Annotated in this window: 21 protein-coding genes and 1 pseudogene; 10 read left to right on the forward strand and 12 right to left on the reverse strand. The window is 59.6% G+C overall.

Annotated features, from left to right (window positions below; all coding sequences use genetic code 11):
* Positions 1-67: 67 nt before the first annotated feature.
* Entirely contained in the window at positions 68-673 is a 606-nt protein-coding gene (locus ACW9IN_RS22445) for a tRNA-uridine aminocarboxypropyltransferase (RefSeq protein WP_457367865.1), read from the reverse strand.
* Between the two features lie 4 nt (positions 674-677).
* A complete protein-coding gene (locus tag ACW9IN_RS22450) occupies positions 678-1571 on the reverse strand; it encodes a LysR family transcriptional regulator (protein WP_457367866.1) in 894 nt (297 codons plus the stop codon).
* A gap of 248 nt (positions 1572-1819) precedes the next feature.
* On the opposite strand from ACW9IN_RS22450, the gene speB reads away from it, so the two are divergent.
* From speB to ACW9IN_RS22470, 4 genes are read left to right on the forward strand one after another with little or no spacing between them, the layout of a single operon-like run.
* Positions 1820-2770 (forward strand): agmatinase, encoded by a 951-nt coding sequence (gene speB, locus ACW9IN_RS22455; RefSeq protein WP_457367867.1) that lies wholly within the window; start codon positions 1820-1822, stop codon positions 2768-2770.
* Positions 2770-3192 (forward strand): YybH family protein, encoded by a 423-nt coding sequence (locus tag ACW9IN_RS22460; protein WP_457367868.1) that lies wholly within the window; start codon positions 2770-2772, stop codon positions 3190-3192. Before speB ends, ACW9IN_RS22460 begins: the two co-directional genes overlap by 1 nt.
* A gap of 21 nt (positions 3193-3213) precedes the next feature.
* Positions 3214-4725 carry a purine-cytosine permease family protein gene (locus ACW9IN_RS22465; protein ID WP_457367869.1) on the forward strand — a complete coding sequence of 504 codons (1512 nt, stop codon included), beginning with the start codon at positions 3214-3216 and terminating at the stop codon, positions 4723-4725.
* Between the two features lie 35 nt (positions 4726-4760).
* On the forward strand, positions 4761-6143 hold the full coding sequence (locus ACW9IN_RS22470; protein WP_457367870.1) for a sodium:solute symporter: 1383 nt from the start codon (positions 4761-4763) through the stop codon (positions 6141-6143).
* An 82-nt stretch (positions 6144-6225) separates the two neighbouring features.
* On the opposite strand, the gene ACW9IN_RS22475 is transcribed toward ACW9IN_RS22470, so the two are convergent.
* The 4 genes from ACW9IN_RS22475 to ptrR form a co-directional block, all read right to left on the reverse strand.
* Positions 6226-7080, reverse strand: coding sequence for a hypothetical protein (locus ACW9IN_RS22475; protein WP_457367871.1), 855 nt, complete (start codon positions 7078-7080; stop codon positions 6226-6228).
* A 516-nt stretch (positions 7081-7596) separates the two neighbouring features.
* A complete protein-coding gene (locus ACW9IN_RS22480) occupies positions 7597-8199 on the reverse strand; it encodes a peptidoglycan recognition protein family protein (protein WP_457367872.1) in 603 nt (200 codons plus the stop codon).
* Between the two features lie 229 nt (positions 8200-8428).
* A complete protein-coding gene (locus tag ACW9IN_RS22485; RefSeq protein ID WP_003193089.1) occupies positions 8429-8551 on the reverse strand; it encodes a PA1414 family protein in 123 nt (40 codons plus the stop codon).
* 142 nt (positions 8552-8693) lie between these two features.
* Complete coding sequence (ptrR, locus tag ACW9IN_RS22490) at positions 8694-9587, reverse strand: putrescine utilization regulator PtrR (protein ID WP_457367873.1); 894 nt, start codon at positions 9585-9587, stop codon at positions 8694-8696.
* A gap of 104 nt (positions 9588-9691) precedes the next feature.
* Between ptrR and ACW9IN_RS22495 the strand changes: the two are divergent.
* Positions 9692-10926: pseudogene (locus ACW9IN_RS22495) on the forward strand (MFS transporter).
* Here the strand turns inward: ACW9IN_RS22495 and ACW9IN_RS22500 are convergent.
* The 3 genes from ACW9IN_RS22500 to ACW9IN_RS22510 all read right to left on the reverse strand — a co-directional run bounded on the left by ACW9IN_RS22500 (position 10838) and on the right by ACW9IN_RS22510 (position 13764).
* Positions 10838-12280: an NCS1 family nucleobase:cation symporter-1 gene (locus tag ACW9IN_RS22500; RefSeq protein ID WP_457367874.1), complete on the reverse strand. Its 1443-nt coding sequence runs from the start codon at positions 12278-12280 to the stop codon at positions 10838-10840. The pseudogene ACW9IN_RS22495 and the gene ACW9IN_RS22500 overlap by 89 nt on opposite strands.
* Before the next feature lie 199 nt (positions 12281-12479).
* Entirely contained in the window at positions 12480-12878 is a 399-nt protein-coding gene (locus tag ACW9IN_RS22505; RefSeq protein ID WP_457367875.1) for a DUF2177 family protein, read from the reverse strand.
* A 49-nt stretch (positions 12879-12927) separates the two neighbouring features.
* Entirely contained in the window at positions 12928-13764 is an 837-nt protein-coding gene (locus tag ACW9IN_RS22510; protein ID WP_457367876.1) for a CvfB family protein, read from the reverse strand.
* A gap of 322 nt (positions 13765-14086) precedes the next feature.
* On the opposite strand from ACW9IN_RS22510, the gene ACW9IN_RS22515 reads away from it, so the two are divergent.
* From ACW9IN_RS22515 to ACW9IN_RS22525, 3 genes are all read left to right on the forward strand, one after another.
* A complete protein-coding gene (locus ACW9IN_RS22515; RefSeq protein ID WP_003193095.1) occupies positions 14087-14266 on the forward strand; it encodes a hypothetical protein in 180 nt (59 codons plus the stop codon).
* Positions 14267-14470: 204 nt separating this feature from the next.
* The gene (locus ACW9IN_RS22520) at positions 14471-15193 is read left to right on the forward strand and encodes a TorF family putative porin (RefSeq protein WP_457367877.1); all 723 of its coding nucleotides are present in this window, start codon (positions 14471-14473) and stop codon (positions 15191-15193) included.
* A 65-nt stretch (positions 15194-15258) separates the two neighbouring features.
* Entirely contained in the window at positions 15259-16125 is an 867-nt protein-coding gene (locus tag ACW9IN_RS22525; RefSeq protein WP_457367878.1) for a DUF6279 family lipoprotein, read from the forward strand.
* A 12-nt stretch (positions 16126-16137) separates the two neighbouring features.
* Here ACW9IN_RS22525 and ACW9IN_RS22530 read toward each other — a convergent pair whose 3' ends face one another.
* Positions 16138-16527: a transcriptional regulator gene (locus tag ACW9IN_RS22530; RefSeq protein WP_457367879.1), complete on the reverse strand. Its 390-nt coding sequence runs from the start codon at positions 16525-16527 to the stop codon at positions 16138-16140.
* A gap of 152 nt (positions 16528-16679) precedes the next feature.
* Here ACW9IN_RS22530 and ACW9IN_RS22535 point away from each other — a divergent pair, with 152 nt between their 5' ends.
* Positions 16680-16955: a hypothetical protein gene (locus ACW9IN_RS22535; protein ID WP_457367880.1), complete on the forward strand. Its 276-nt coding sequence runs from the start codon at positions 16680-16682 to the stop codon at positions 16953-16955.
* 52 nt (positions 16956-17007) lie between these two features.
* Here ACW9IN_RS22535 and ACW9IN_RS22540 read toward each other — a convergent pair whose 3' ends face one another.
* Complete coding sequence (locus ACW9IN_RS22540) at positions 17008-18354, reverse strand: DEAD/DEAH box helicase (RefSeq protein ID WP_457367881.1); 1347 nt, start codon at positions 18352-18354, stop codon at positions 17008-17010.
* Between the two features lie 194 nt (positions 18355-18548).
* On the opposite strand from ACW9IN_RS22540, the gene ACW9IN_RS22545 reads away from it, so the two are divergent.
* Positions 18549-19847: a mechanosensitive ion channel family protein gene (locus ACW9IN_RS22545; RefSeq protein ID WP_457367882.1), complete on the forward strand. Its 1299-nt coding sequence runs from the start codon at positions 18549-18551 to the stop codon at positions 19845-19847.
* A 2-nt stretch (positions 19848-19849) separates the two neighbouring features.
* Here ACW9IN_RS22545 and ACW9IN_RS22550 read toward each other — a convergent pair whose 3' ends face one another.
* Positions 19850-20542, reverse strand: a complete 693-nt coding sequence (locus ACW9IN_RS22550) for a hypothetical protein (protein WP_457367883.1) — start codon at positions 20540-20542, stop codon at positions 19850-19852.
* Positions 20543-20704: the final 162 nt, after the last annotated feature.

A 20704-nucleotide genomic window follows, 5' to 3' on the forward strand; every position in this document is an offset into this window, starting at 1 on the left:
GAACTCTCTATTGCCATTCCCCTGTGGGAGCTGGCTTGCCTGCGATAAACCTACCTCGATAAATCTGCTACCCGGTCCGCCCGTCGCCATGATTTTTGCGAAACACTTCATCTCCCATCGCCGCAATCTGCCCCTCGATCAAGGCTTCGAAAGGTTTGAGCAGCGCCTCGAACGAGGCTGGCGCTTCCAGCACCTGCAAGGCCTGCGTGATCGCTTCTACCGTCGACAACGCTCCCGGGCCCGGTGCCTTGCGCAACCGGTAGCGCGAAACGCCACCGTCGGCCAGCGTCACGCGGGGCAAGGTTGCCAGTAATGGATTGAGGTGCAGCAATTTGCGCGCCTTGCGCCAGGTGCCATCAGGCACCACCAGCAGCAGCGCGTCATCGGACGGTCCATAGGCCTGCAAGGGTTGAGCGTCGTCCGCTGGAAACAACAGCCGCGCCCGATAGCCCGGCACGTTCAACAACGCCGGCAGATCATCGAACACCTCCCCCACCACCAACTGCGCATTGTTCAGACCCAGCGCCGCCAGCCGCGCGGTGTTGAGCGCATGGTTGACCTCGCTCGGGTGCTGCAACAGCAACACCCGGGTGCGGCTGTCGAGGCTGGGGATCAGCGGGCACAGACAATGGGTGACAGGCCTGAAGCAGCGGGGACATTGGGGTCTGGACATGGTTTCAGGCCTGATTGAGCTGGGCTTTGAGCAAATCGCGGAAGGTCTGGATCAACGGCTCGCGGCTGCGGCCCCGGCGCATGATCATGGAAAACGGCGCCTGGTAGCCGAAGGTCGCCGGCAGCAGTACGCGCAAGTCGCCCCTGTCGGCCCAGGCCTGGGCATAGTGTTCGGGCAAATAACCGATGTAAGCGCCAGACAGCACCAGGATCAATTGGGCCTCCATACTTTCCACCGTGGCCGCGCTGTGCTTGAAGCCGTGACGCGCCAGTTCGGCCTGGCTCCAGTAACCGCGACCGACCATGCGTTGCTGGGTGATCACAGGCTCTGGAATGCGCCGCTCGTTGAACAGCGGGTGCCGCGTGCTGCAATACAGCCAGTGTTGTTCACGGTAGAGCGGCATATAGATCAAGCCGCTCATGCGATTGGAAAACGCGCCGATGGCCAGGTCCAGGCGGTTGTCCTGCACCCCCAACTGCAATTCGTACGGACTCATCACCGACAAATGCAGGTGCACCGCCGGATGCTCCAGGCTGTAGGCACCGATCACTTCGGCAAACGGCAACGCCTTGTCACTCACGGTGGAGTCCAGCACGCCCAGCTTGAGGGTGCCGCGCAATTCGCCTTTCAACGCGGCGGCGTATTGCTCGAAGCCTTCCAATTCGCCCAGCAGGCGCAGGGTTTCCTGGTGGAACAACTCACCTTTGCTGGTCAGGCTGAAACCGCCGCGCCCACGATGGCACAGCACCAGGCCCAACGCCGACTCCAGCTGGCTCATATAGGTACTGATCGCCGATGTGGACAGGTTGAGTTCGTGCTGAGCATTGGCGAACCCCTGATGCCGCACGACGCTGACGAAGATGCGCAGGAGTTTCAGGTCGGGCAAGGCGTTGGCCATGGGGTCTCCGAAGGCACACACATAATCCTGTGGGAGCGGGCTTGCCCGCGATGGCGGTGTATCAGCAATACAGGTGCAAGCTGACCCACCGCCATCGCAGGCAAGCCAGCTCCCACATTTGAACGGAGTTTACCTCAGGCATTAGTTTAGAAAAATCTGAACTAAGTATTTGCCCCTGCCGATTCTTTCGTTTCGACGTATTTCGCAGAATCGACCCCTAATAAACAAAACAACGATGAGGCACTCCCGTGGACAAGATTTTCCACCAACCACTGGGCGGCAACGAAATGCCGCGCTTCGCCGGCATCGCCACCATGATGCGTCTTCCCCACCTTCAGACCGCAGCCGGTCTGGATGCCGCCTTTATCGGCGTGCCCCTGGACATCGGCACTTCCTTGCGCGCCGGCACCCGCTTCGGGCCGCGTGAAATCCGCGCCGAATCGGTGATGATCCGTCCGTACAACATGGCCACCGGCGCGGCGCCGTTCGATTCGCTGTCGGTTGCCGATATCGGCGACGTGGCGATCAACACCTTCAACCTGCTCGACGCCGTACGCATCATCGAAGAAGCCTACGACGGGATCCTCGAACACAACGTGATCCCCCTGACCCTGGGCGGCGACCACACCATCACCCTGCCGATCCTGCGGGCGATCCACAAGAAACACGGCAAGGTCGGGCTGGTGCACATCGATGCCCATGCCGACGTGAACGACCATATGTTCGGCGAGAAGATCGCCCACGGCACCACCTTCCGCCGCGCGGTAGAAGAAGGCTTGCTGGATTGCGACCGCGTGGTACAGATCGGCCTGCGCGCCCAGGGCTATACCGCCGAAGACTTCAACTGGAGTCGCAAGCAGGGCTTCCGCGTGGTCCAGGCTGAAGAATGCTGGCACCAGTCGCTGGCGCCGCTGATGGCCGAAGTGCGTGAGAAAGTCGGCGGCGGCCCGGTGTACCTGAGTTTCGATATCGACGGCATCGACCCGGCCTGGGCACCCGGCACCGGCACCCCGGAAATCGGCGGACTGACCACCATCCAGGCTATCGAGATCATCCGTGGCTGCCAGGGCCTCGACCTGATTGGTTGTGATCTGGTAGAAGTTTCGCCGCCTTACGACACCACCGGCAACACCTCGCTGCTAGGCGCCAACCTGCTGTACGAGATGCTCTGCGTACTGCCCGGCGTGGCACACCGCTGATGAGCGCCCAAGCCGTGCTGAAAGCCGCGGCCGACCTGGTGTCGGCCTTCGCCCGCAATGACCGCGCTGCGTATTTTGGCGCGTTCACGGCCGATGCCAGTTTCGTGTTCTACACCCTCCCCCAGCCACTGCTCAGTCGCGATGCCTACCAGGCCTTGTGGGACAGCTGGCGCGCGGACGAGGGGTTCGAGGTGCTGTCGTGCACCTCGAGCAATGCCTTCGTCAGCCTGCAGGGCGACGTGGCGATTTTTATTCATGACGTGGCCACCGAGTTGCGCATGAACGGGGAGCAATTCATTAGCCAGGAGCGCGAGACCATCGTCTTCAAACGACAAGGGTCTGGCACACAACAACAAGAAGGCCTGTGGCTGGCCTGTCACGAACATTTGTCCGCAATGCCGGAAGGGCTGCCGCCCCCTTAGCCAATGTGATCGGAGCTGATCATGAATAATAAAAACAACGAAAACAGTATTCGCAAAATAGAAACCAACGGGGTCGAACAGATCCCGGACCACGAACGTACCGCCGGCCCCAAGGATCTGTTTCGACTGATCTTCGGCGGTGCCAATACCTTTGCCACCGCCGTGCTGGGCTCGTTCCCGGTGCTGTTCGGCTTGTCGTTCCAGGCCGGGGTCTGGGCGATTGTGCTGGGCGTGCTGGTGGGCGCGCTGATCCTGGCGCCCATGGGCCTGTTCGGGCCGATCAACGGGACCAACAACGCCGTGTCTTCCGGTGCGCATTTTGGCGTGCACGGGCGGATCGTTGGCTCGTTTCTGTCATTGCTGACGGCGATTGCCTTCTTCTCACTCTCGGTGTGGAGTTCGGGCGATGCGCTGGTTGGAGGTGCGAAACGTCTGATTGGCTTGCCGGAAACCGACCTGACCCTGGGCCTGGCCTACGGTGTATTCGCCATTCTCGTGCTGACCGTATGCATCTACGGCTTCCGCTTCATGCTGTGGGTCAACCGCATTGCGGTGTGGGCAGCGAGCCTGCTGTTCCTGCTGGGCATCTTCGCCTTTGCACCGGCGTTCGACAGCCACTTCGCCGGTACCGTCGCCCTCGGCCAGGCCGGCTTCTGGGCCGCGTTCATCGGTGCCGCACTGGTGGCTATGAGCAACCCGATCTCCTTCGGGGCGTTCCTCGGCGACTGGTCGCGCTACATCCCGCGTGAAACGCCGAAAGTGCGCATTATGCTGGCGGTGGTGCTGGCGCAGGTCGCCACCCTCATCCCGTTCCTGTTCGGCCTGGCCACCGCAACCATCGTAGCGATCAAGGCGCCGGACTATATTGCGGCCAACAACTATGTCGGCGGTTTGCTGGCGGTGGCGCCGAGCTGGTTCTTCCTGCCGGTGTGCCTGATTGCGGTGATTGGCGGTATGTCTACCGGTACTACTTCGCTGTATGGCACCGGGTTGGACATGTCCAGCGTATTCCCACGCGTGCTGTCGCGGGTCAAGGCCACGCTGCTGATCGGGGTGATGTCGATTGCCTTCATCTTCATCGGACGTTTCGCCGCCAACCTGGTGCAGAGCGTGTCGACTTTCGCCGTGCTGATCATCACCTGCACCACGCCGTGGATGGTGATGATGATCATCGGCCTGATCGTGCGCCGAGGCTTCTACTGCCCGGATGACCTGCAGGTGTTCACCCGCGGTGAAACCGGCGGCCGCTACTGGTTCAGCCACGGCTGGAACTGGCGCGGGCTGGGGGCCTGGATTCCAAGCGCGCTGGTGGGCCTGTGCTTTGTCAACCTGCCGGGGCAGTTCGTCGGACCGCTGGGCAACCTGGCCGACGGCATCGATATCAGCCTGCCCGTGACGCTGGGGTTGGCGTCGCTGGTGTACCTCACGCTGCTTCGTCTGTTTCCGGAGCCGGCGGCCGTTTATGGCCCGACGGATCCGCGCAGCAAGAGCAAGGATTTGCTCGCTAAACCGGCGATGCAACACGCCGCCTGATCGCCCATAAAAACGATAATCGGAGACCCGCCGTCATGGCTTTGGATTTATTCGTCGTACTCATCTACGCCGCCGGCATGCTCGTGCTCGGCTATTACGGCATGCGCCGCGCCAAGACCCACGAAGACTACCTGGTGGCCGGGCGCAACCTGGGCCCATCGCTGTACATGGGCACCATGGCCGCCACGGTATTGGGCGGTGCGTCCACCGTCGGCACCGTGCGCCTGGGTTATGTGCACGGTATCTCCGGTTTCTGGCTGTGTGCCGCGCTGGGCATGGGGATCATTGCGCTGAACCTGTTCCTGGCCAAGCCGCTGCTGAAACTGAAGATTTTCACCGTGACCCAGGTCCTGGAAAAACGCTACAACCCCATGGCCCGCCAGGCCAGTGCGGTGATCATGCTGGCCTATGCGCTGATGATCGGCGTGACCTCGATCCTGGCCATCGGCACCGTGCTGCAAGTGCTGTTCGGCCTGCCGTTCTGGCTCTCGGTACTGCTGGGCGGTGGCGTGGTGGTGGTGTATTCCACGGTCGGCGGCATGTGGTCGCTGACCCTGACCGACATCGTGCAGTTCATCATCAAGACCGTGGGCCTGATGTTTATCCTGCTGCCGATCTGCCTGTACCGCGTTGGCGGCTGGGACGAACTGGTGGCCAAGCTGCCGACGTCGAGCTTCAGCTTCACCGCCATCGGCTGGGACACGATCGTCACCTACTTCATGATCTACTTCTTCGGCATCCTGATCGGCCAGGACATCTGGCAGCGGGTATTCACCGCCCGTGACGAAAAAGTCGCCAAGTACGCAGGCACGTTCGCCGGTTTCTACTGCATCCTCTACGGCCTGGCCTGTGCCTTGATCGGCATGGCCGCCCACGTGCTCATCCCGAACCTGGACAACGTCAACAACGCCTTCGCCGCCATCGTCAAACTGTCGCTGCCGGACGGCATTCGTGGCCTGGTGATCGCCGCCGCGCTCGCGGCGATGATGTCCACCGCCAGTGCCGGCCTGCTGGCCGCCTCCACCGTACTGACCGAAGACCTGCTGCCGCGCCTGCGTGGCGGCAAACAGTCGAGCCTGGCGGTCAACCGCCTGTTCACGCTGCTCACCGGTATCGCCGTGCTGGGTATCGCCCTTGTGGTGAACGACGTGATCAGCGCCCTGACGCTGGCGTACAACCTGTTGGTGGGCGGCATGCTCATCCCGCTGATCGGCGCGATCTTCTGGAAACGCGCCACCACCGCGGGGGCCATCAGCTCCATGACCCTGGGCTTCGTGACCGCGCTGGTGTTCATGTTCAAGGATGGTTTGGATGCAAACACGCCGATCTACTACAGCCTGGGGGTCGGGCTGGTGAGTTTCGTGCTGGTAAGCCTGCTGTCACGCAAACCGGAAGCGATGACGGCTCGGGCGGTTTGATGCGTAACAGGGTTTAAAATGGTTTCTTCAGCGGGCACGACGTCGGATGTCGTGCCCGTTTTTTTTGCCCCGTCGATACGTTTCAATTCGCCTGGATGATTTCCTGGACCAACGAGGCCCAAACCAATCCCTGGGTTGTGCCTGCGGCGTAGGTTCCGCCAGCTGCGATGCGATGGTAGGCAGAGCAATAGACTATCGATAACCCAGCCTCTACATCCCCAAGCACCATTACGAAGTGCTGCCTGCTCAGTTCATCAATTTGAGCCGAACTCAGATGTGCAGGCTTGAACTGAACGCCAGAATCCTGCAAAAGCACCTCTATCTCACTCTTTAGATGGATAGGCTCTGCATCAGTGTCCGCCGCGTCAATATCTGGGCCCTGCGCGAATCGCGCCAGCGACGGATTGTCCGCCAGAAGCTTTTCAAACAACTCGATGCCCGCACGATTGCACTCAATGGCCAAACACTGATTACCAGGCAATAAATAGTCGTTTTCCAGGGGTTTTGCGGTGGTCTCCGTGGCTGACATATGGCGCATGTTTATACGCTTGTGACTGGCTCCATCGCCCTGCTGATGCCCGCCATACACCGTAACCTGATAATTCGCGATGCGCAGCATGACCGCTTGGAGCAACCCGTTGATGCCTCTACCGATGATGGCCACGTGCGGCGCATCGGTATCGGCGGGCTGTGAGGGGATCGTCAGTGATTGTGCGAGCTTGCGCCTGACCAAGCCGCGCAGGGCCATCAAACTCAGTTGAACGGAGACAGCATAGTCGAGGTCGCAATGACAGCCTTCGGTGGTTGCCGCCTGAATCGTAAGTGTCGCAGGCGTGCACCATGTGCAGAGACTGCAGCCCAGTGCTTGTGTGCGAATCCGAAATGCCTCCAATGTTGCAGGCCCATAGTCCAGCACCAGTTGGATACCTTGGGCCACTACAGAAATGCACTTAAGCGTTTCCAGGCCTTATGGAGTCAGGGCGGACCTTTCCTGGCAGAGTTCAACCTATGCGCATCGGTGGGATTAAATAAGCACCCCGCTTCTGACAATGAGGTAATCCATTTCTGACGCTAAAACGTCAAGTCCGAGCGGGCCCGCGCTAAGGCATGGGCCCTCCAAACAGGTCGTAGCAGGTCTTGCAGCCAAAGTACTGCTGTACCCCCGGGCATTCGATTTCGCCTGTATGTCCCGCGCGCACGTGCCAGGTACAGGCCTTTCCCTGATAGGTCAGGGTGCCCTCAAGGTGACAAGGCGCCCATTCATAGTCGTCATGCAGCGTGCGCCCATCAATGCGTTCGGCACGCTTGAAGAAAGAGGTGATTTGCCGCTCATCGAGTGCAACGTCCGATGCTCGGCACGACTCAGGCTCCAGGGATTCAAAACGCGTAATCGACACATCGCTGACAGGCGAACAGCCCACGAGCAACACAGCAAATGCCGCTGGCCAAAACCTCATTGCCACACCGCGCTGCCGGCTTCACCCAGATGTTTATACGAAATTTGCGGGTGGGTGTAGACATCCTTGGAAGTCAGACTGAAATGACCGTATAACTCAGCGACCAACCATTGCAGCGATTGATTTTGCAACGCCGTCACCGTCTCATATTGCTTTTTATCCAAGTGTTTTCCGACCAGCTCGATGCCTAATGAATCGGCATTCATGGGGTAACGCTCAGGGTAGTTCTTGGTGCGTTCATACCGATCCAACGCGCGGAGCTGCAACGTCCAGGTGAGTGATTCAATGGCCTTGATCTGAGCAGCGTCACACGTTGACTTATCCACCGCCTGGCACTTGGAACGCAGCAATCTCCCGACGTGATAACAGCGTTTTTTCAGGCTGGCCGTTTGGTAGATCACACCGTCCTTTTCGATGAGAAAGTGCGCGCCATTGCCCTTATTTCGGTAACTATTGAAAGTGTGCTGCGCCGTTGGGGCGTCAGTCTGGTGGATCACCAGGGCGCGCACGCTGCGCAAATCCCCATGCTCTATCGAGGGAAACCGGCGGAGTTCGACCCTGCTGGAAATCAACATGCCTTCATTATCAATGCTCGTCATCCCAATGCCTTCTCGTCCTTGTGAAGGCAAAAATATAGAGGCTGAAAGCGGGATTAGGCGTGGATGACGAAATAAGCAGAAGAGTCTGACGACGGCGGCTGCCTCGTCAGACGATAAGAGGGAGATGGACAGGCATCGCTCAAGCACAGGGAGTTGGGAATGCCCTGAAAAGTGACCTGCCACGTCAGCGCCCGCACGATCAACATCCGATCACTTGAGCGCCTCACGCTTACCGGCGACGTGGCCGACGCTGCTCGTCATCCGTACGGATCGGCACCGGTTGCAGCGGAGGCTCGATCAAGCCCAGTGCAACACCGAGGTCATGGAGCCAGTTTTGAATTTTCTCTTTCATGGTTGCCCCCTTTGAGGGTAATGCCGGTAGGCGTCAGTTCTGTCGCCTTTTCCTACAGTGATAGTAGCCCCAAGTCCTACAAAATGCTTGAACGAAACCACAACGAACTATTACTGAATTCATCAAAATCCTGACGGATCGTTCAAGCAATGGCCCGGGTGTCTTGCACCCACTCCACCATGCCCTCTCGTTGCAGGTCGATCCATGCGTTGAGGTTAGCGCCGAGCATACCCTTTCGCCACATCAGCCAGGTGGTCGCAGTGGCAAAAGGCCCGGTCAATGGATGAACGGACACGCTGTCCTTGCCCGGCAGGCTGGCCAGCATGGACTCGGACATCAACGCCACTCCGGAACCGGCGATGACACAGGCGAGCATGCCTTGATAGGACTCGATCTCGATGGCCCGCCCCATGGCCACTCGGTCATGGGAAAACCAGGTTTCCAGCCGCGTGCGATAGGCGCAACTGCGACGAAAGGTGAACACTGAACGCCCCGCGACATCCTGCGGGCCACGCACCGGCGGGTGATCGGCTTCGCAGATCAGCACCAGGCGTTCTTCGCACAGGGCAACACCATCCAGCGTGGCAATGGTGACGGGGCCGTCGACGAAAGCGGCGTCCAGGCGGCCGGTAATCAAGCCTTCGAGCAGCTCGCCGCTGGGCGCCGATTGCACCTGAAGGTTCACCATCGGATAAGCCTTGTGATAACGCGCCAGCAGTTTGGGCAAATGCACCGCCGCCGTGCTGTACATGCTGCCCAGCACAAAATCGCCCGCCGGTTGCCCGCCTTGCACCGCACCATGGGCTTCGTCATGCAACGCCAGCAGGCGGGTGCTGTAATCCAGCAACACCTTGCCTGCCGGAGAAAGCTGCAAACGCTGGCGTTCCCGCACGAACAGCTCCACGCCCAGTTGCTCTTCCATCTGCTTGAGTCGGGTCGACAGGTTCGATGGCACACGGTGCAGGCGGTCCGCCGCTCGGGTGATGGAGCCCTCTTCCGCCACGGCCTGGAAGATGCGCAATTGACTGAACTCCATTCCTTTCTCCAAAACTGAACAAGTTACTCACTATTATTCATTTTTACAGAAAGTCAATCCGCTTTAGCCTGAGGGTCATTCGCTGACTTGCAGGAACCTTGACCATGTCACCCCTGATCCGCTTACTCGCCAGCTTTATCGCCCTGATGATGGCCATGGGCATTGGCCGTTTCGCCCTCACCCCGCAAATGCCGCACCTGCTCAATGAGGGCCAGATTGACCTGACCGGCGCCGGCCTGATCGCCGCCGCCAACTACCTGGGTTACTTCGTGGGTGCCGTGGACTCGATCTTCGCCCGCAGCCATCACCATGTGCGCGGGCGCCTGTATGGCGGCTTGTGGTTATGCGTGCTGCTGACCCTGGCGTCGTACTGGGCCCATGGATTCTGGCCACACCTGCTACTGCGCTTCGGCACAGGGGTAGCCAGCGCCTGGGCCCTTGTAATGATCACCAGCCTGAGCCAGCCGCTGGCGATCGCCGCCGGGCGCCCGCGGTTGGGGGCCTTGGTTTTCGCGGGTCCAGGGCTGGGCATCCTGTTGACCGGTTTGCTCGCGCTGGGCTCCAACCTGCTGGGGCAAAGCTCCGCCACGTTATGGCTGGTGTATGGCGTGGTGGCCCTGGTGATGCTGCTGGCGATCCTGCCGTTTCTGCCACGGCCCTCCACCGCCGGCGCACCGGTGGCAAACTCGCCCGAGGCCGGCAATAACGGCAGCATCGCGCATTTGTGCTGGATTTATGTGCTTTACGGCCTCGGTTACATCATTCCCGCGACCTTTCTATCGCAGATGGCCAGCGCGCAGTTCAAGGGCGCCTGGCAGGCCGATTTGTTCTGGCCGTGCTTTGGCCTGGCCGCCGCGATCGGGGTGGTGGTCGCCAGCCTTCGTCGCAAGGACCCGGACACCACCCGTCGCTGGTTGATGACCACCCTGTGGCTGCAAGCTGCCGGCGTGTTCGCCTGCCTGCTGGGCAACGGCCGGGGGCTGGCGCTGGGTGTGTTGCTGTGCGGTGCGCCGTTCCTGGCGTGCATGCAATTGGTGATGGCGCGCCTGCGGGACGTCGCCCCCCACGGCTACCAGCGCAGCACCGGACTGCTGACCGCCAGTTTTGCCATCGGTCAGTTGAGCGGCCCGTTGCTGGCGTCGGTCAGCAGCCACCTCAGCGGTGGCCTGCAACCAGCATTGGTGATTGCAGGCTGCGGGCTGTTGCTGGCGGGCACGTTGTTGCTGCGTCCCGCCACACTGCCGGGGTTGTCAGCCGGCAACCAGAGGGGTTGAAACACGCACTTGTTCGCGGCGCGCCAACACCAGGAAAAACACGCCACCCAGGAAGCAACCGGTAAACCAGGCAAAGTTGGCCATGCCTTGCAACGCCGGTGTGAAAGTGATCGCGATGCCCACCAGCGTCGCGGGCACCAGGGCCTTGACCGCCGTCCAGTTCACACCGCCGTCGAAATAGTAACGCCCGCTCGGGCTGTCATCGAACAGCGCATCCACGTCGATCCGCTGTTTTTTGATCAGGTAGAAATCCACCAGCAGGATGCCGAACAGTGGGCCGATGAACGCGGCAAGGATATCCAGGGTGTAGTGAATCATCAGCGGGTTGTTGAACAGGTTCCACGGCGTGATGAAAATCGACGCCACAGCGGCAATCATCCCACCGGCGCGCCAGCTGATTTTGCTGGGCGCCACGTTGGCGAAGTCAAACGCCGGCGAGACGAAATTGGCGACGATGTTGATGCCGATGGTGGCCGTCACAAAGGCAAAGGCGCCCAGCAGCACCGCCATGCTGTTGTCGATGCGCGAGACGGTGGCGATAGGGTCATGCAGCATTTCGCCGAACACCGGCAAGGTGCCCGACACAATCACCACGGTCACCAGGGAAAACGCCAGAAAATTCACCGGCAGCCCCCAGAAGTTGCCTCGCCGGACATCCTGCATGCTGCGGCAGTAACGGCTGAAGTCGCCGAAATTCAGGGTCGGACCGGAAAAATACGACACCACCAGCGCCGTCGCCACGATGACCTGGCCAAACGCCTGCCAACCCGACAGGGACTTTTCCGCAAGGGTGAAGCTGATATTCGACCAACCGGCCTTCCACACAATCCAGCCGGCCAGGGCAAACATCACGGCATAGACCACCGGCCCCGCCCAATCGATGAAACGGCGAATGGACTCCATGCCAGCCCAGAACACCGCTGCCTGCACTACCCACAAGCCGAGGAAGCCCATCCACCCCAAGTAGGACAGACCGGCGAAATGCGGCTCTGCATACGCCGCCATCTGTGGGAAAAAGCGCAATACCACAATGATCAAGGCGCTCGATGCCAGGTAGGTCTGAATCCCGTACCACGCCACCGCGATCAGCCCGCGAATCACTGCCGGTATGTTCGCGCCGAACACACCGAACGCCAGTCGACAGATCACCGGGTAAGGCACAGCGGCCTGTTGGCTGGGTTTGGCCACCAGGTTGGCGATCAGTTGCACAATGCAAATGCCCGCGAGCAGGGCAATCAGCACCTGCCAACTGGCCAGCCCAAGGGCGAACAGGCTGGCAGCGAACACATAGCCGCCGACGCTGTGCACGTCGCTCATCCAGAAGGCAAAGATGTTGTACCAGTTCCATTTCTGCGGCAGCGGCCCCAGGTCCTGGTTATACAGGCGTGGGCTGTAGCCTTTGGGCAATTGCTCGGTCATCGCTGGGCTCCTCGAAATACTCGCCTGCGCTTCCGATACAGGGTGCATACGGAAGGCGGCGAAGTTTGTATACGAGATAGTCAGCAGAATGCATGCCAATGGCACACAATCCCTCTAAAACGGAGGTTCCAAAGGCATTTCAGGAAGACTCGAAGCAAGGCCTACGCTCAGCAACGGTGCACAATAATCCTGTACACAATCACGGTTGCACCCGATGTGCACACAGATAGCCCACCGTGCAGCAAATGGCCGTGAGGCAGGCGCCCCAAGCCATGTCCATCGCGGCCAGGCCGGGAGTCCAACCTTTCAGCGTGGCCCAATTGCTCAGGTCATAGGTGCCGTAGGCCACCAGCCCCAGCAAGGCGCCCATGCCCGCAGCGTGCTGCCAGCTGTTGCTGGGCAGAACCACGAAGACCACACAGCCGAGGACATATAGAAGGTAGAACAACGCGGCGGGCCAAAGGCGCGGCTGATCGAGCAGCAATGGGCCCAGCAGGGATTTGTAGGTGGGGCCCATGAAGACCCCGAGCCAGAGGCCGTCCAGGATCAGAAAGGTGACCAAGGTACCAAGATAGGCGTAGATAACGCTTTTAGACATGACCGCAACCTCTGTAGGAGCCCCGCTCCTACAGGAGAGCGATGCACGATCAGCTTAGTTCAATACGGTCCGCGTGAATCACGATCTGACCTTGCTTGTAGAGCGCGCCAATGGCCTTCTTGAAGTTGCCCTTGCTCACACCGAACAAGTTGCTGATCACCGCCGGATCGCTTTTATCGCTGACCGGCAAGGTACCGTTGTTCTCGCGCAACTTGGCCAGGATCTTCGAGTTCAGACTGGACGCCGCTTCCTGACCGACCGGTTGCAGGCTCAGGCTGATGTTGCCGTCAGCGCGGATCTCTTTGATAAAGCCTTTCTCTTCCTTGCCCGGGCGCAGGAACTTGAACACTTCATTCTTGTGGATCAGGCCCCAATGCTTGTTGTTGATGATCGCCTTGAAGCCCATGTCGGTGGCTTCGGCTACCAGCAGGTCGACTTCCTGGCCCACCTTGTAGTTGGCGGGGGTCTTGTCCAGGTAGCGGTCCAGCCGCGCAGTGGCGGTGATGCGCTTGGTGTGCTTGTCGAGGTAGACATGCACCACGCAGTATTCACCCGCGCTCAACTGGCGTTTTTCTTCCGAATACGGCAGCAACAGGTCCTTGGGCAGCCCCCAATCGAGAAACACGCCAATACTATTGACTTCCACGACTTTCAAACTGGCAAACTCGCCCACTTGTACTTTGGGCTTTTCAGTCGTGGCGATAAGTTTGTCATCGCTGTCCAGATAAATGAAAACGTTAAGCCAGTCTTCATCCTCACTGGGAATATCTTTGGGGATATACCGATTGGGCAAGAGGATTTCACCGTCTTGCGCACCGTCCAGGTACAAACCAAAGTTAGTATGTTTAACCACTTGCAAACTGTTGTAGCGCCCGACTAAAGCCATTTCCAATACCCTCGTAACGTGGGCGGCATTCTACCCGAGTTGCGCTCGCCACGCGCGCGTACCTGAAAAATCACGGGGTTGCGTGGCTTTTCACTGGCACCGCCCCGCTCGTCTGATCGCTCGGCTGAATCCAGACCGGGTACAAACCGCCCGATGCCCCTAGGGTTTCGAGTTAAAACAGTAAGTTAGGGGATTATTTCAAAGATGAACTTGTGTTATTTCAAGGCCCGCCACTTATTCCCGCGGGATATTTGCCAAGCAATTGTCAAGTATTTCCTGTACGATGCCTGGCCAAGTTAATTTTTACAGGTTAGTGGCCGCCATGCGCGTAAAAGCATCCAACAGCAAAGCAAAGCCAGCTCCCGCCGTTGAAACCAGCGAATCGATCAACAGCCAGATTGCCGCATTCCTCAAGTCCGGTGGCGAAATCCAGCAGATCGCCAAGGGCGTAAGCGGCCAGACTTTCGGCCCGTCCAAGCAGATCAGCCTGGGCAAGAAGTAATCCCCCCCGCAATACACCATGTCCCCAAGCGTCTTGCCTTCCAGGGCGCTAGGACTGGATTCCGCCCCCTTCCCACACGAATCATCGCGTCAATCGACGAACGGGGCTCAACGCCTGACATTCGCCGGTATGCTTGCACGCGTCTAGCACGGGCTTCTGCCCGATTTCCTCGTTACTGCTCCTCGCTTTTTCATGGAGTGAAGCATGCTCAAAGCCAGCATTTTCCTGATCGGCGCCCTGATGGCGAGCCCCCTGGCCGAAGCGCAGATTTTCCAGCGTGAATTGGGCGACTTCGATCTCAAGCTGGGCACCACGCCCAGTCGCAGCATGGCCCAGGGCCTGGTCAAACCCACCGCGCCCGGTAGCGATTCGTTTCACGGCGGGCTCGACCTGAGCCATGACAGTGGCCTGTATTTCGGCCAGTTCTCGCCGAACATGGGCCTGTCTTCGACCAGCAACCTCGAAGTCGACTCTTACATGGGGTTCAAGCGCCCGTTCGACCAGACGCTGGGCTACGAAGTGGGCCTGATCCACTACAGCTACCCCAAGCTCAGCCCGCTCGACAGCCAGGAGTTCTACGGCGGCCTGAACCTGCTGGGCAACCGGTTCGGCGTGTCCTTCAGCAATGATCCGGACCGCCAGGACAGCACGCTCTTCGCCGACCTCGGCGGTACACAACCATTCGGCATTGGTGTGAGCGTGAAGTACACCACCCATCAGTTGGGCACACCGGTGTCGGTAGACGGCGGCTCGATTCGCAGCTTCAGCGACTGGTCGCTGCAGTTCTCCCGCGCCTGGATGGGGATTGACCTGAACCTGATCTATAGCGACTCCAGCCTCAGCGGCAGCGACTGCTCCGCCTACTCCGGACACAATTCGCAATGTGACGGGCTGTTGACCTTGAAGGCCGCACGGTCGTTTTATTGATGGGCTGAACTGTCGCGCCCCGCGCGGGTTCCCATGCATTAATCCCTCTGCGCAAGGAATCGCCCATGTTGCGTCGGCTGAAACTCCTGGTGGTCGTGTTGAGCCTGAGCCTGGTATTCGCCGGCTGCAGTCGAGTGGGCCTGGCGTACCGCAACCTGGACGTGATCATTCCCTGGACCCTCAACGATTACCTGGACATGAACGCCGGGCAGAAGAGCTGGTTCAACGATACCCTCAAGGAACACCTGGCCTGGCACTGCACCACCCAGTTACCCGGTTATCTGGATTGGCTCGACCGCCTGCAACAGATGGTCGACAGCGGCCAGATTACCGACGCGGCCCTGCAAGCCCGTACGGCAGAAGCCAAACAGGCGATTGCCGAAATCGCACGGGAAATCACGCCCTCGGCCATTCAGTTGTTGCAAGGGTTGGACGAGCGTCAGGCCAAGGAGATGAACGAGGCGCTGGCCAAGGACCTGCGCAAGCGCCAGGATGAATACCTCAAACCGCCGCTTGCCCAGCAGATCAAAGAGCGCGCCGAACGCATGAGCAAGCGCCTGGACGCCTGGATCGGCCCGCTCAGCGCCAGTCAGCAAGCGCGGGTGACGGCCTGGTCCACTGCGCTGGGCGAGCAGAATCAGGAATGGATCGGTAACCGGGCAAGGTGGCAGGCGCAGTTCAGTGCCGCCGTCGCCCAGCGGCAGAGCGCGGATTTTGCGCAGAAAATGCGGCAATTACTGGTGGAGCGGGAAAGCCTGTGGACACCGGAATACAAGGTCGCCTATGCACGCACCGAAGCCGAGGCACGCAGTTTGATCGTCGACCTGATGGCCCAGAGCACACCCCAGCAGCGCATGAAACTGACGCAAAAGATCGATAGCGTGCGTAACGACTTCAAGACGCTCAAGTGCCTGAAGGCTGCCGGGGTCTAAACGGGTAGGCTGTCAAGCAATCTGAGCTTTGGAGGCCACCTCGGCAAAAGTCGCCGGGTCCAGCGCATCGGCCTGCTCATCCAGCACCTGGCGCGGATGGTCATTGCCCGGGATCGAACTGTCGATCAACGCCAGCAATTGAGCGCCCAGCGGAGTGAGGATGAAATTCTCGCCATTGCCGCCCTGCTCTTCGGGGCGCGACTCGATGAAACCGCGCTTGAACAGCAGCGCTTCGTAATCCGCCGCCGTCTTCTTCAGCGCATCCAGATTGCCAGTGGACTCGCCCGCCGTAGCCTTCTCGGCGGCTTCCTGCTCGGCATATTTGCGCGGCGCGAAGCTGCCTTCGCCGTTCTGCACCTCGTGCAGCAACCGTTCGACCAGATCCCAGTTGTAAGTCGTCATCCTGATTTCTCCTGCAGGCCGTGGAAAGTAGCCTGTCAAAGGTGGGACACGCCCCATGCGTAGCCGTTCAGCCGACCGGACCAGCGTCACACGGGTGAACTTTCGCCAGTCAGGCGACCTCAACTGAACACGACTGCCAAGGAGGTCCGATCATGAAAACCGCGATAAATCTGGTCATGGCTGCCACGCTGTTGAGCGCCCTGCCCGCATGGGCCTGTACGCCCGATGAAGCCACCGCCAAGCGCGAGCAACTGGCCCAGGCAGTATCGAAGCTGACTGAACAGAATCCCGCCAAGGCCAAGGAGATGAATGACGAACTGCAAAAGATGGATCTGGACACCGAGAGTGCGGATTTCCCCGATAAGTGCCAGTTGATCGATGCGCGTCTGAAGGAACTGAAGGAAGCAGCGGCCAAGGCTCAAAACTGACGGCATAAAAAAACCGGACAATCGTCCGGTTTTTTTACATGCCCCGCCGACCTTACTCGGTAGCAGGCGCCGCAGGCTTGCGACGCTTGAGCGGCGCCATGCCGTCCTTGCTGACCAGCGACGGCGTGTCGGTCTTTGGACGGTTGGCGATCTTGCGCTTGGTCGGCGACTTGGCGCCGGTTTTCTTCTTGTCACCCTTGGCGTCGGTCTTGCGTTTCTTCACGCCAGCCGCCTTGCCCGAAGCCTTGACCTTTTTCGGCCCGCTGTAGGTGCCTTTGACTTCCTTGATGGTGCGGCGCTCGAACGACTGCTTGAGGTAGCGTTCGATGCTCGACATCAGGTTCCAGTCGCCATGGCAGATCAGCGAGATGGCCAGTCCATCGTTGCCGGCCCGCCCGGTACGACCGATACGGTGCACATACTCGTCGCCGCTGCGCGGCATATCGTAGTTGATCACCAGGTCGAGGCCGTCCACATCCAGGCCGCGGGCGGCGACGTCGGTGGCGACCAGGATCTTCACACCACCGGCCTTGAGGCGATCGATGGCCAGCTTGCGGTCTTTCTGGTCCTTCTCGCCGTGCAGCACGAACGCCTTGTATTCCTGGACCACCAGGCGACCGTAGATACGGTCCGCCGCCGCGCGGGTGTTGGTGAACACAATGGCTTTCTGATAGGTCTCGTTGGCCAGCAGCCAGTTGAGAATCTGCTCTTTGTGCACGTTGTGGTCGGCGGTGACGATCTGCTGACGCGTGGTGGCGTTCAAGTCGCTGACGTTGTTGACTTGCAGGTGCTCAGGGTTGTTCAGCACCTTGGCGACCATATCGCGCAGGGTCGAACCGCCGGTGGTGGCGGAGAACAGCATGGTCTGCTGACGGTTGGCGCACTCGCCCACCAGGCGCTGCACATCGTCGGCAAAGCCCATGTCGAGCATGCGGTCGGCTTCGTCCAGCACCAGCACTTCGACTTCCTTGAGGTCGAGGTTGCCGGCGTTTAGCTGCTCGATCATGCGGCCCGGAGTGCCGATCAGGATATCCGGTACCTTGCGCAGCATCGCGGCCTGGACCTTGAAGTCTTCACCGCCGGTGATCATGCCGGACTTGATGAAGGTGAATTGCGAGAAACGCTCCACTTCCTTCAGGGTCTGCTGGGCCAGCTCGCGGGTCGGCAGCAGGATCAGGGTCTTGATGCTCACGCGGATCTTGGCCGGGCCGATCAGACGATTAAGAATCGGCAAAACGAAGGCAGCGGTCTTGCCACTCCCGGTTTGAGCCGTCACCCGCAGGTCACGCCCTTCGAGCGCGAGCGGGATGGCCGCTGCCTGCACAGGCGTAGGCTCGACAAATTTAAGCTCGGCCACGGCTTTGAGCAGGCGTTCGTGCAGGGCGAATTGGGAAAACACGGGTGCTACCTCGAAGAAATGCAAAAAATCAGCTGCATAGGGTACCGGTTTCGGGCGTCCAAACCGAGCGTCTTTATGCGAACGAGGCCAATCAGCTGCTTTTTTGTCAGGGTATTTGTCCGCAACGATAACTTTGTTGCACTTAAATGCTCTAATCGCCCCGTCTCGTTCCTATAGAAGAATCGGTTTCACCCATGGATATCAAACAGCTCTGGCTCAACGTCCAAGACCTTTGGGGCGCCCTCGATCAACACCCCCTGCTGCACGCCAGCCTGGGTTTGGTGGTGTTGCTGGTGGTGGCACTGCTGCTCGGACGAGCGGCACGTTATCTGATCCTCCACACCGTCAAGCTGCTGGGTCGGCAGCCGGCACTGCACTGGCTCAACGACCTGCGCCAGAACAAGGTCTTTCACCGCCTGGCGCAAATGACGCCATCGGTGGTCATTCAATTCGGCCTCTACCTAGTGCCGGACCTGAGCAAAACCGCCACCCTGTTCATCGGCAACGTGGCGCTGGCCTTTACCATCCTGTTCATGACCCTGGCCGTGAGTGCACTGCTCAATGCCTTGCTGGACATTTATGCACGCACCGAACACGCACGCACGCGTTCGATCAAGGGTTACGTGCAACTGGCCAAGATGGTGCTATTCGTGTTTGCCGCGATCATCATCGTCGCCACCCTGATCGACCGCTCGCCGCTGTTGCTGCTGTCGGGTCTTGGCGCCATGTCGGCGGTGATTCTGTTGGTGTACAAGGACACCCTGCTGTCGTTCGTCGCCAGCGTGCAACTGACCAGCAACGACATGCTGCGCGTCGGCGACTGGATCGAGATGCCCCAGGTCGGCGCCGATGGCGACGTGGTGGACATCACCCTGCACACGGTCAAGGTACAGAACTTCGACAAGACCATCGTCTCGATCCCCACCTGGCGCCTGATGTCCGAGTCGTTCAAGAACTGGCGCGGCATGCAGGCGTCGGGTGGGCGGCGGATCAAGCGCAGCCTGTTCATCGACGCCAGCGGCGTGCGTTTTTTGCGTGACGACGAAGAAATGCGCATGACCCAAGTGCACTTGCTCACCGACTATATCGGACGCAAGCAGGCCGAACTCAAGGCCTGGAACGAAGCCCAGGGCCACAGCGCGCAACTGTCGGCCAACCGCCGCCGCATGACCAACCTCGGCACCTTCCGCGCCTACGCCCTGGCCTACCTCAAAAGCCATCCGGACATTCAGCCGAACATGACCTGCATGGTGCGCCAGATGCAAACCACCGCCCAGGGCGTGCCGCTGGAAATCTACTGCTTCACCCGCACCACGGCGTGGGCGGATTACGAGCGGATTCAGGGTGATATTTTCGACTACTTACTGGCGGTGCTGCCGGAATTCGGGCTGAGCCTGTATCAGCAGCCGAGTGGCAATGATTTGCGGGCGGGGGTGTTGCCGGCGGTGTTGGGCACCAGTCATTTGCCGTCACCGGAAAAAGCCGTGCTCTAGCGCTATTCAGTTTTTGACGCTGGTTGAGCGGCCGGAAACTTCGCCGCCTCCCTCCAGTGAATCCAATCAACCAATGCAGTGGGGAGTCGATCATGGTTTTTTAACCAGGCGCACAAACCAGGATCAATCCACTGCACAACTTCTGTGATATCCCGGTGCAAGGCAAATAGCGGTCGCCATAGGAGTGGCTCGTGATGGAAACATCGATTTCGCAAGTCCCTCGCATTATTCAGGCGGCTGCGGATGACGTCTGCTTTCCTGGCGTATCTCGGACAGTAGAAAAACACCTTCATCAAAGGCTTGGAAACATCCGGGAAGGCCTTTCGATTGAACAGTGAAGTCCAGAAGCCAAAGCTCAATTCAGCCGTGATGTCGTCCGGACCTGGGTCCACACCTCTTTTCTTGAGCGCTGCACGCGCGTCGTCCACTTTTTGATAGTTAGAGCGAAGCTCTGGATTGCTGCTTGCTCTGAAGGCCTCGTACCAATCTGCACGCCCATACTCGCGCGCCATCTCGCGCTGAATACCGTTGCGTAGACTCACTTCAAGTACGTGGAAAATCGACACCAGGGATTCTGCGATCCGCATGTTGTGCACATAGGCGGCAGCGGCATGCTCTTGATTGCCCTGATATCCCCTGAGGTAGCGCGTCATTCGTGGTGTGGAGAGCTTTGACTCCAACGTTTGCCAGACCATCTACCCGCAAACTCCCTTCAGCGCAAAGAAATGTACAAGCGGGAGCGATAGTGCAGACGGTTTTTTTCGCTTGAAATAAACATACTGTTGCCAAATGGTGCAGTTGACCTAGACCGGCGCCAGATGGGGTTGACGTAAAAATCGCGGCTGGTAATCTGGCCC

Source organism: Pseudomonas sp. SDO5271_S396, from assembly GCF_054071795.1.

Coding starts and splice junctions, on each gene's coding strand:
- ACW9IN_RS22445 (WP_457367865.1), bottom strand. CDS start 673: ATGTCCAGACCCCAATGTCCCCGCTGCTTCAGGCCTGTCACCCATTGT.
- ACW9IN_RS22450 (WP_457367866.1), bottom strand. CDS start 1,571: ATGGCCAACGCCTTGCCCGACCTGAAACTCCTGCGCATCTTCGTCAGC.
- ACW9IN_RS22460 (WP_457367868.1), top strand. CDS start 2,770: ATGAGCGCCCAAGCCGTGCTGAAAGCCGCGGCCGACCTGGTGTCGGCC.
- ACW9IN_RS22465 (WP_457367869.1), top strand. CDS start 3,214: ATGAATAATAAAAACAACGAAAACAGTATTCGCAAAATAGAAACCAAC.
- ACW9IN_RS22470 (WP_457367870.1), top strand. CDS start 4,761: ATGGCTTTGGATTTATTCGTCGTACTCATCTACGCCGCCGGCATGCTC.
- ACW9IN_RS22480 (WP_457367872.1), bottom strand. CDS start 8,199: ATGACGAGCATTGATAATGAAGGCATGTTGATTTCCAGCAGGGTCGAA.
- ACW9IN_RS22485 (WP_003193089.1), bottom strand. CDS start 8,551: ATGAAAGAGAAAATTCAAAACTGGCTCCATGACCTCGGTGTTGCACTG.
- ptrR (WP_457367873.1), bottom strand. CDS start 9,587: ATGGAGTTCAGTCAATTGCGCATCTTCCAGGCCGTGGCGGAAGAGGGC.
- ACW9IN_RS22500 (WP_457367874.1), bottom strand. CDS start 12,280: ATGACCGAGCAATTGCCCAAAGGCTACAGCCCACGCCTGTATAACCAG.
- ACW9IN_RS22505 (WP_457367875.1), bottom strand. CDS start 12,878: ATGTCTAAAAGCGTTATCTACGCCTATCTTGGTACCTTGGTCACCTTT.
- ACW9IN_RS22510 (WP_457367876.1), bottom strand. CDS start 13,764: ATGGCTTTAGTCGGGCGCTACAACAGTTTGCAAGTGGTTAAACATACT.
- ACW9IN_RS22515 (WP_003193095.1), top strand. CDS start 14,087: ATGCGCGTAAAAGCATCCAACAGCAAAGCAAAGCCAGCTCCCGCCGTT.
- ACW9IN_RS22520 (WP_457367877.1), top strand. CDS start 14,471: ATGCTCAAAGCCAGCATTTTCCTGATCGGCGCCCTGATGGCGAGCCCC.
- ACW9IN_RS22525 (WP_457367878.1), top strand. CDS start 15,259: ATGTTGCGTCGGCTGAAACTCCTGGTGGTCGTGTTGAGCCTGAGCCTG.
- ACW9IN_RS22530 (WP_457367879.1), bottom strand. CDS start 16,527: ATGACGACTTACAACTGGGATCTGGTCGAACGGTTGCTGCACGAGGTG.
- ACW9IN_RS22535 (WP_457367880.1), top strand. CDS start 16,680: ATGAAAACCGCGATAAATCTGGTCATGGCTGCCACGCTGTTGAGCGCC.
- ACW9IN_RS22545 (WP_457367882.1), top strand. CDS start 18,549: ATGGATATCAAACAGCTCTGGCTCAACGTCCAAGACCTTTGGGGCGCC.
- ACW9IN_RS22550 (WP_457367883.1), bottom strand. CDS start 20,542: ATGGTCTGGCAAACGTTGGAGTCAAAGCTCTCCACACCACGAATGACG.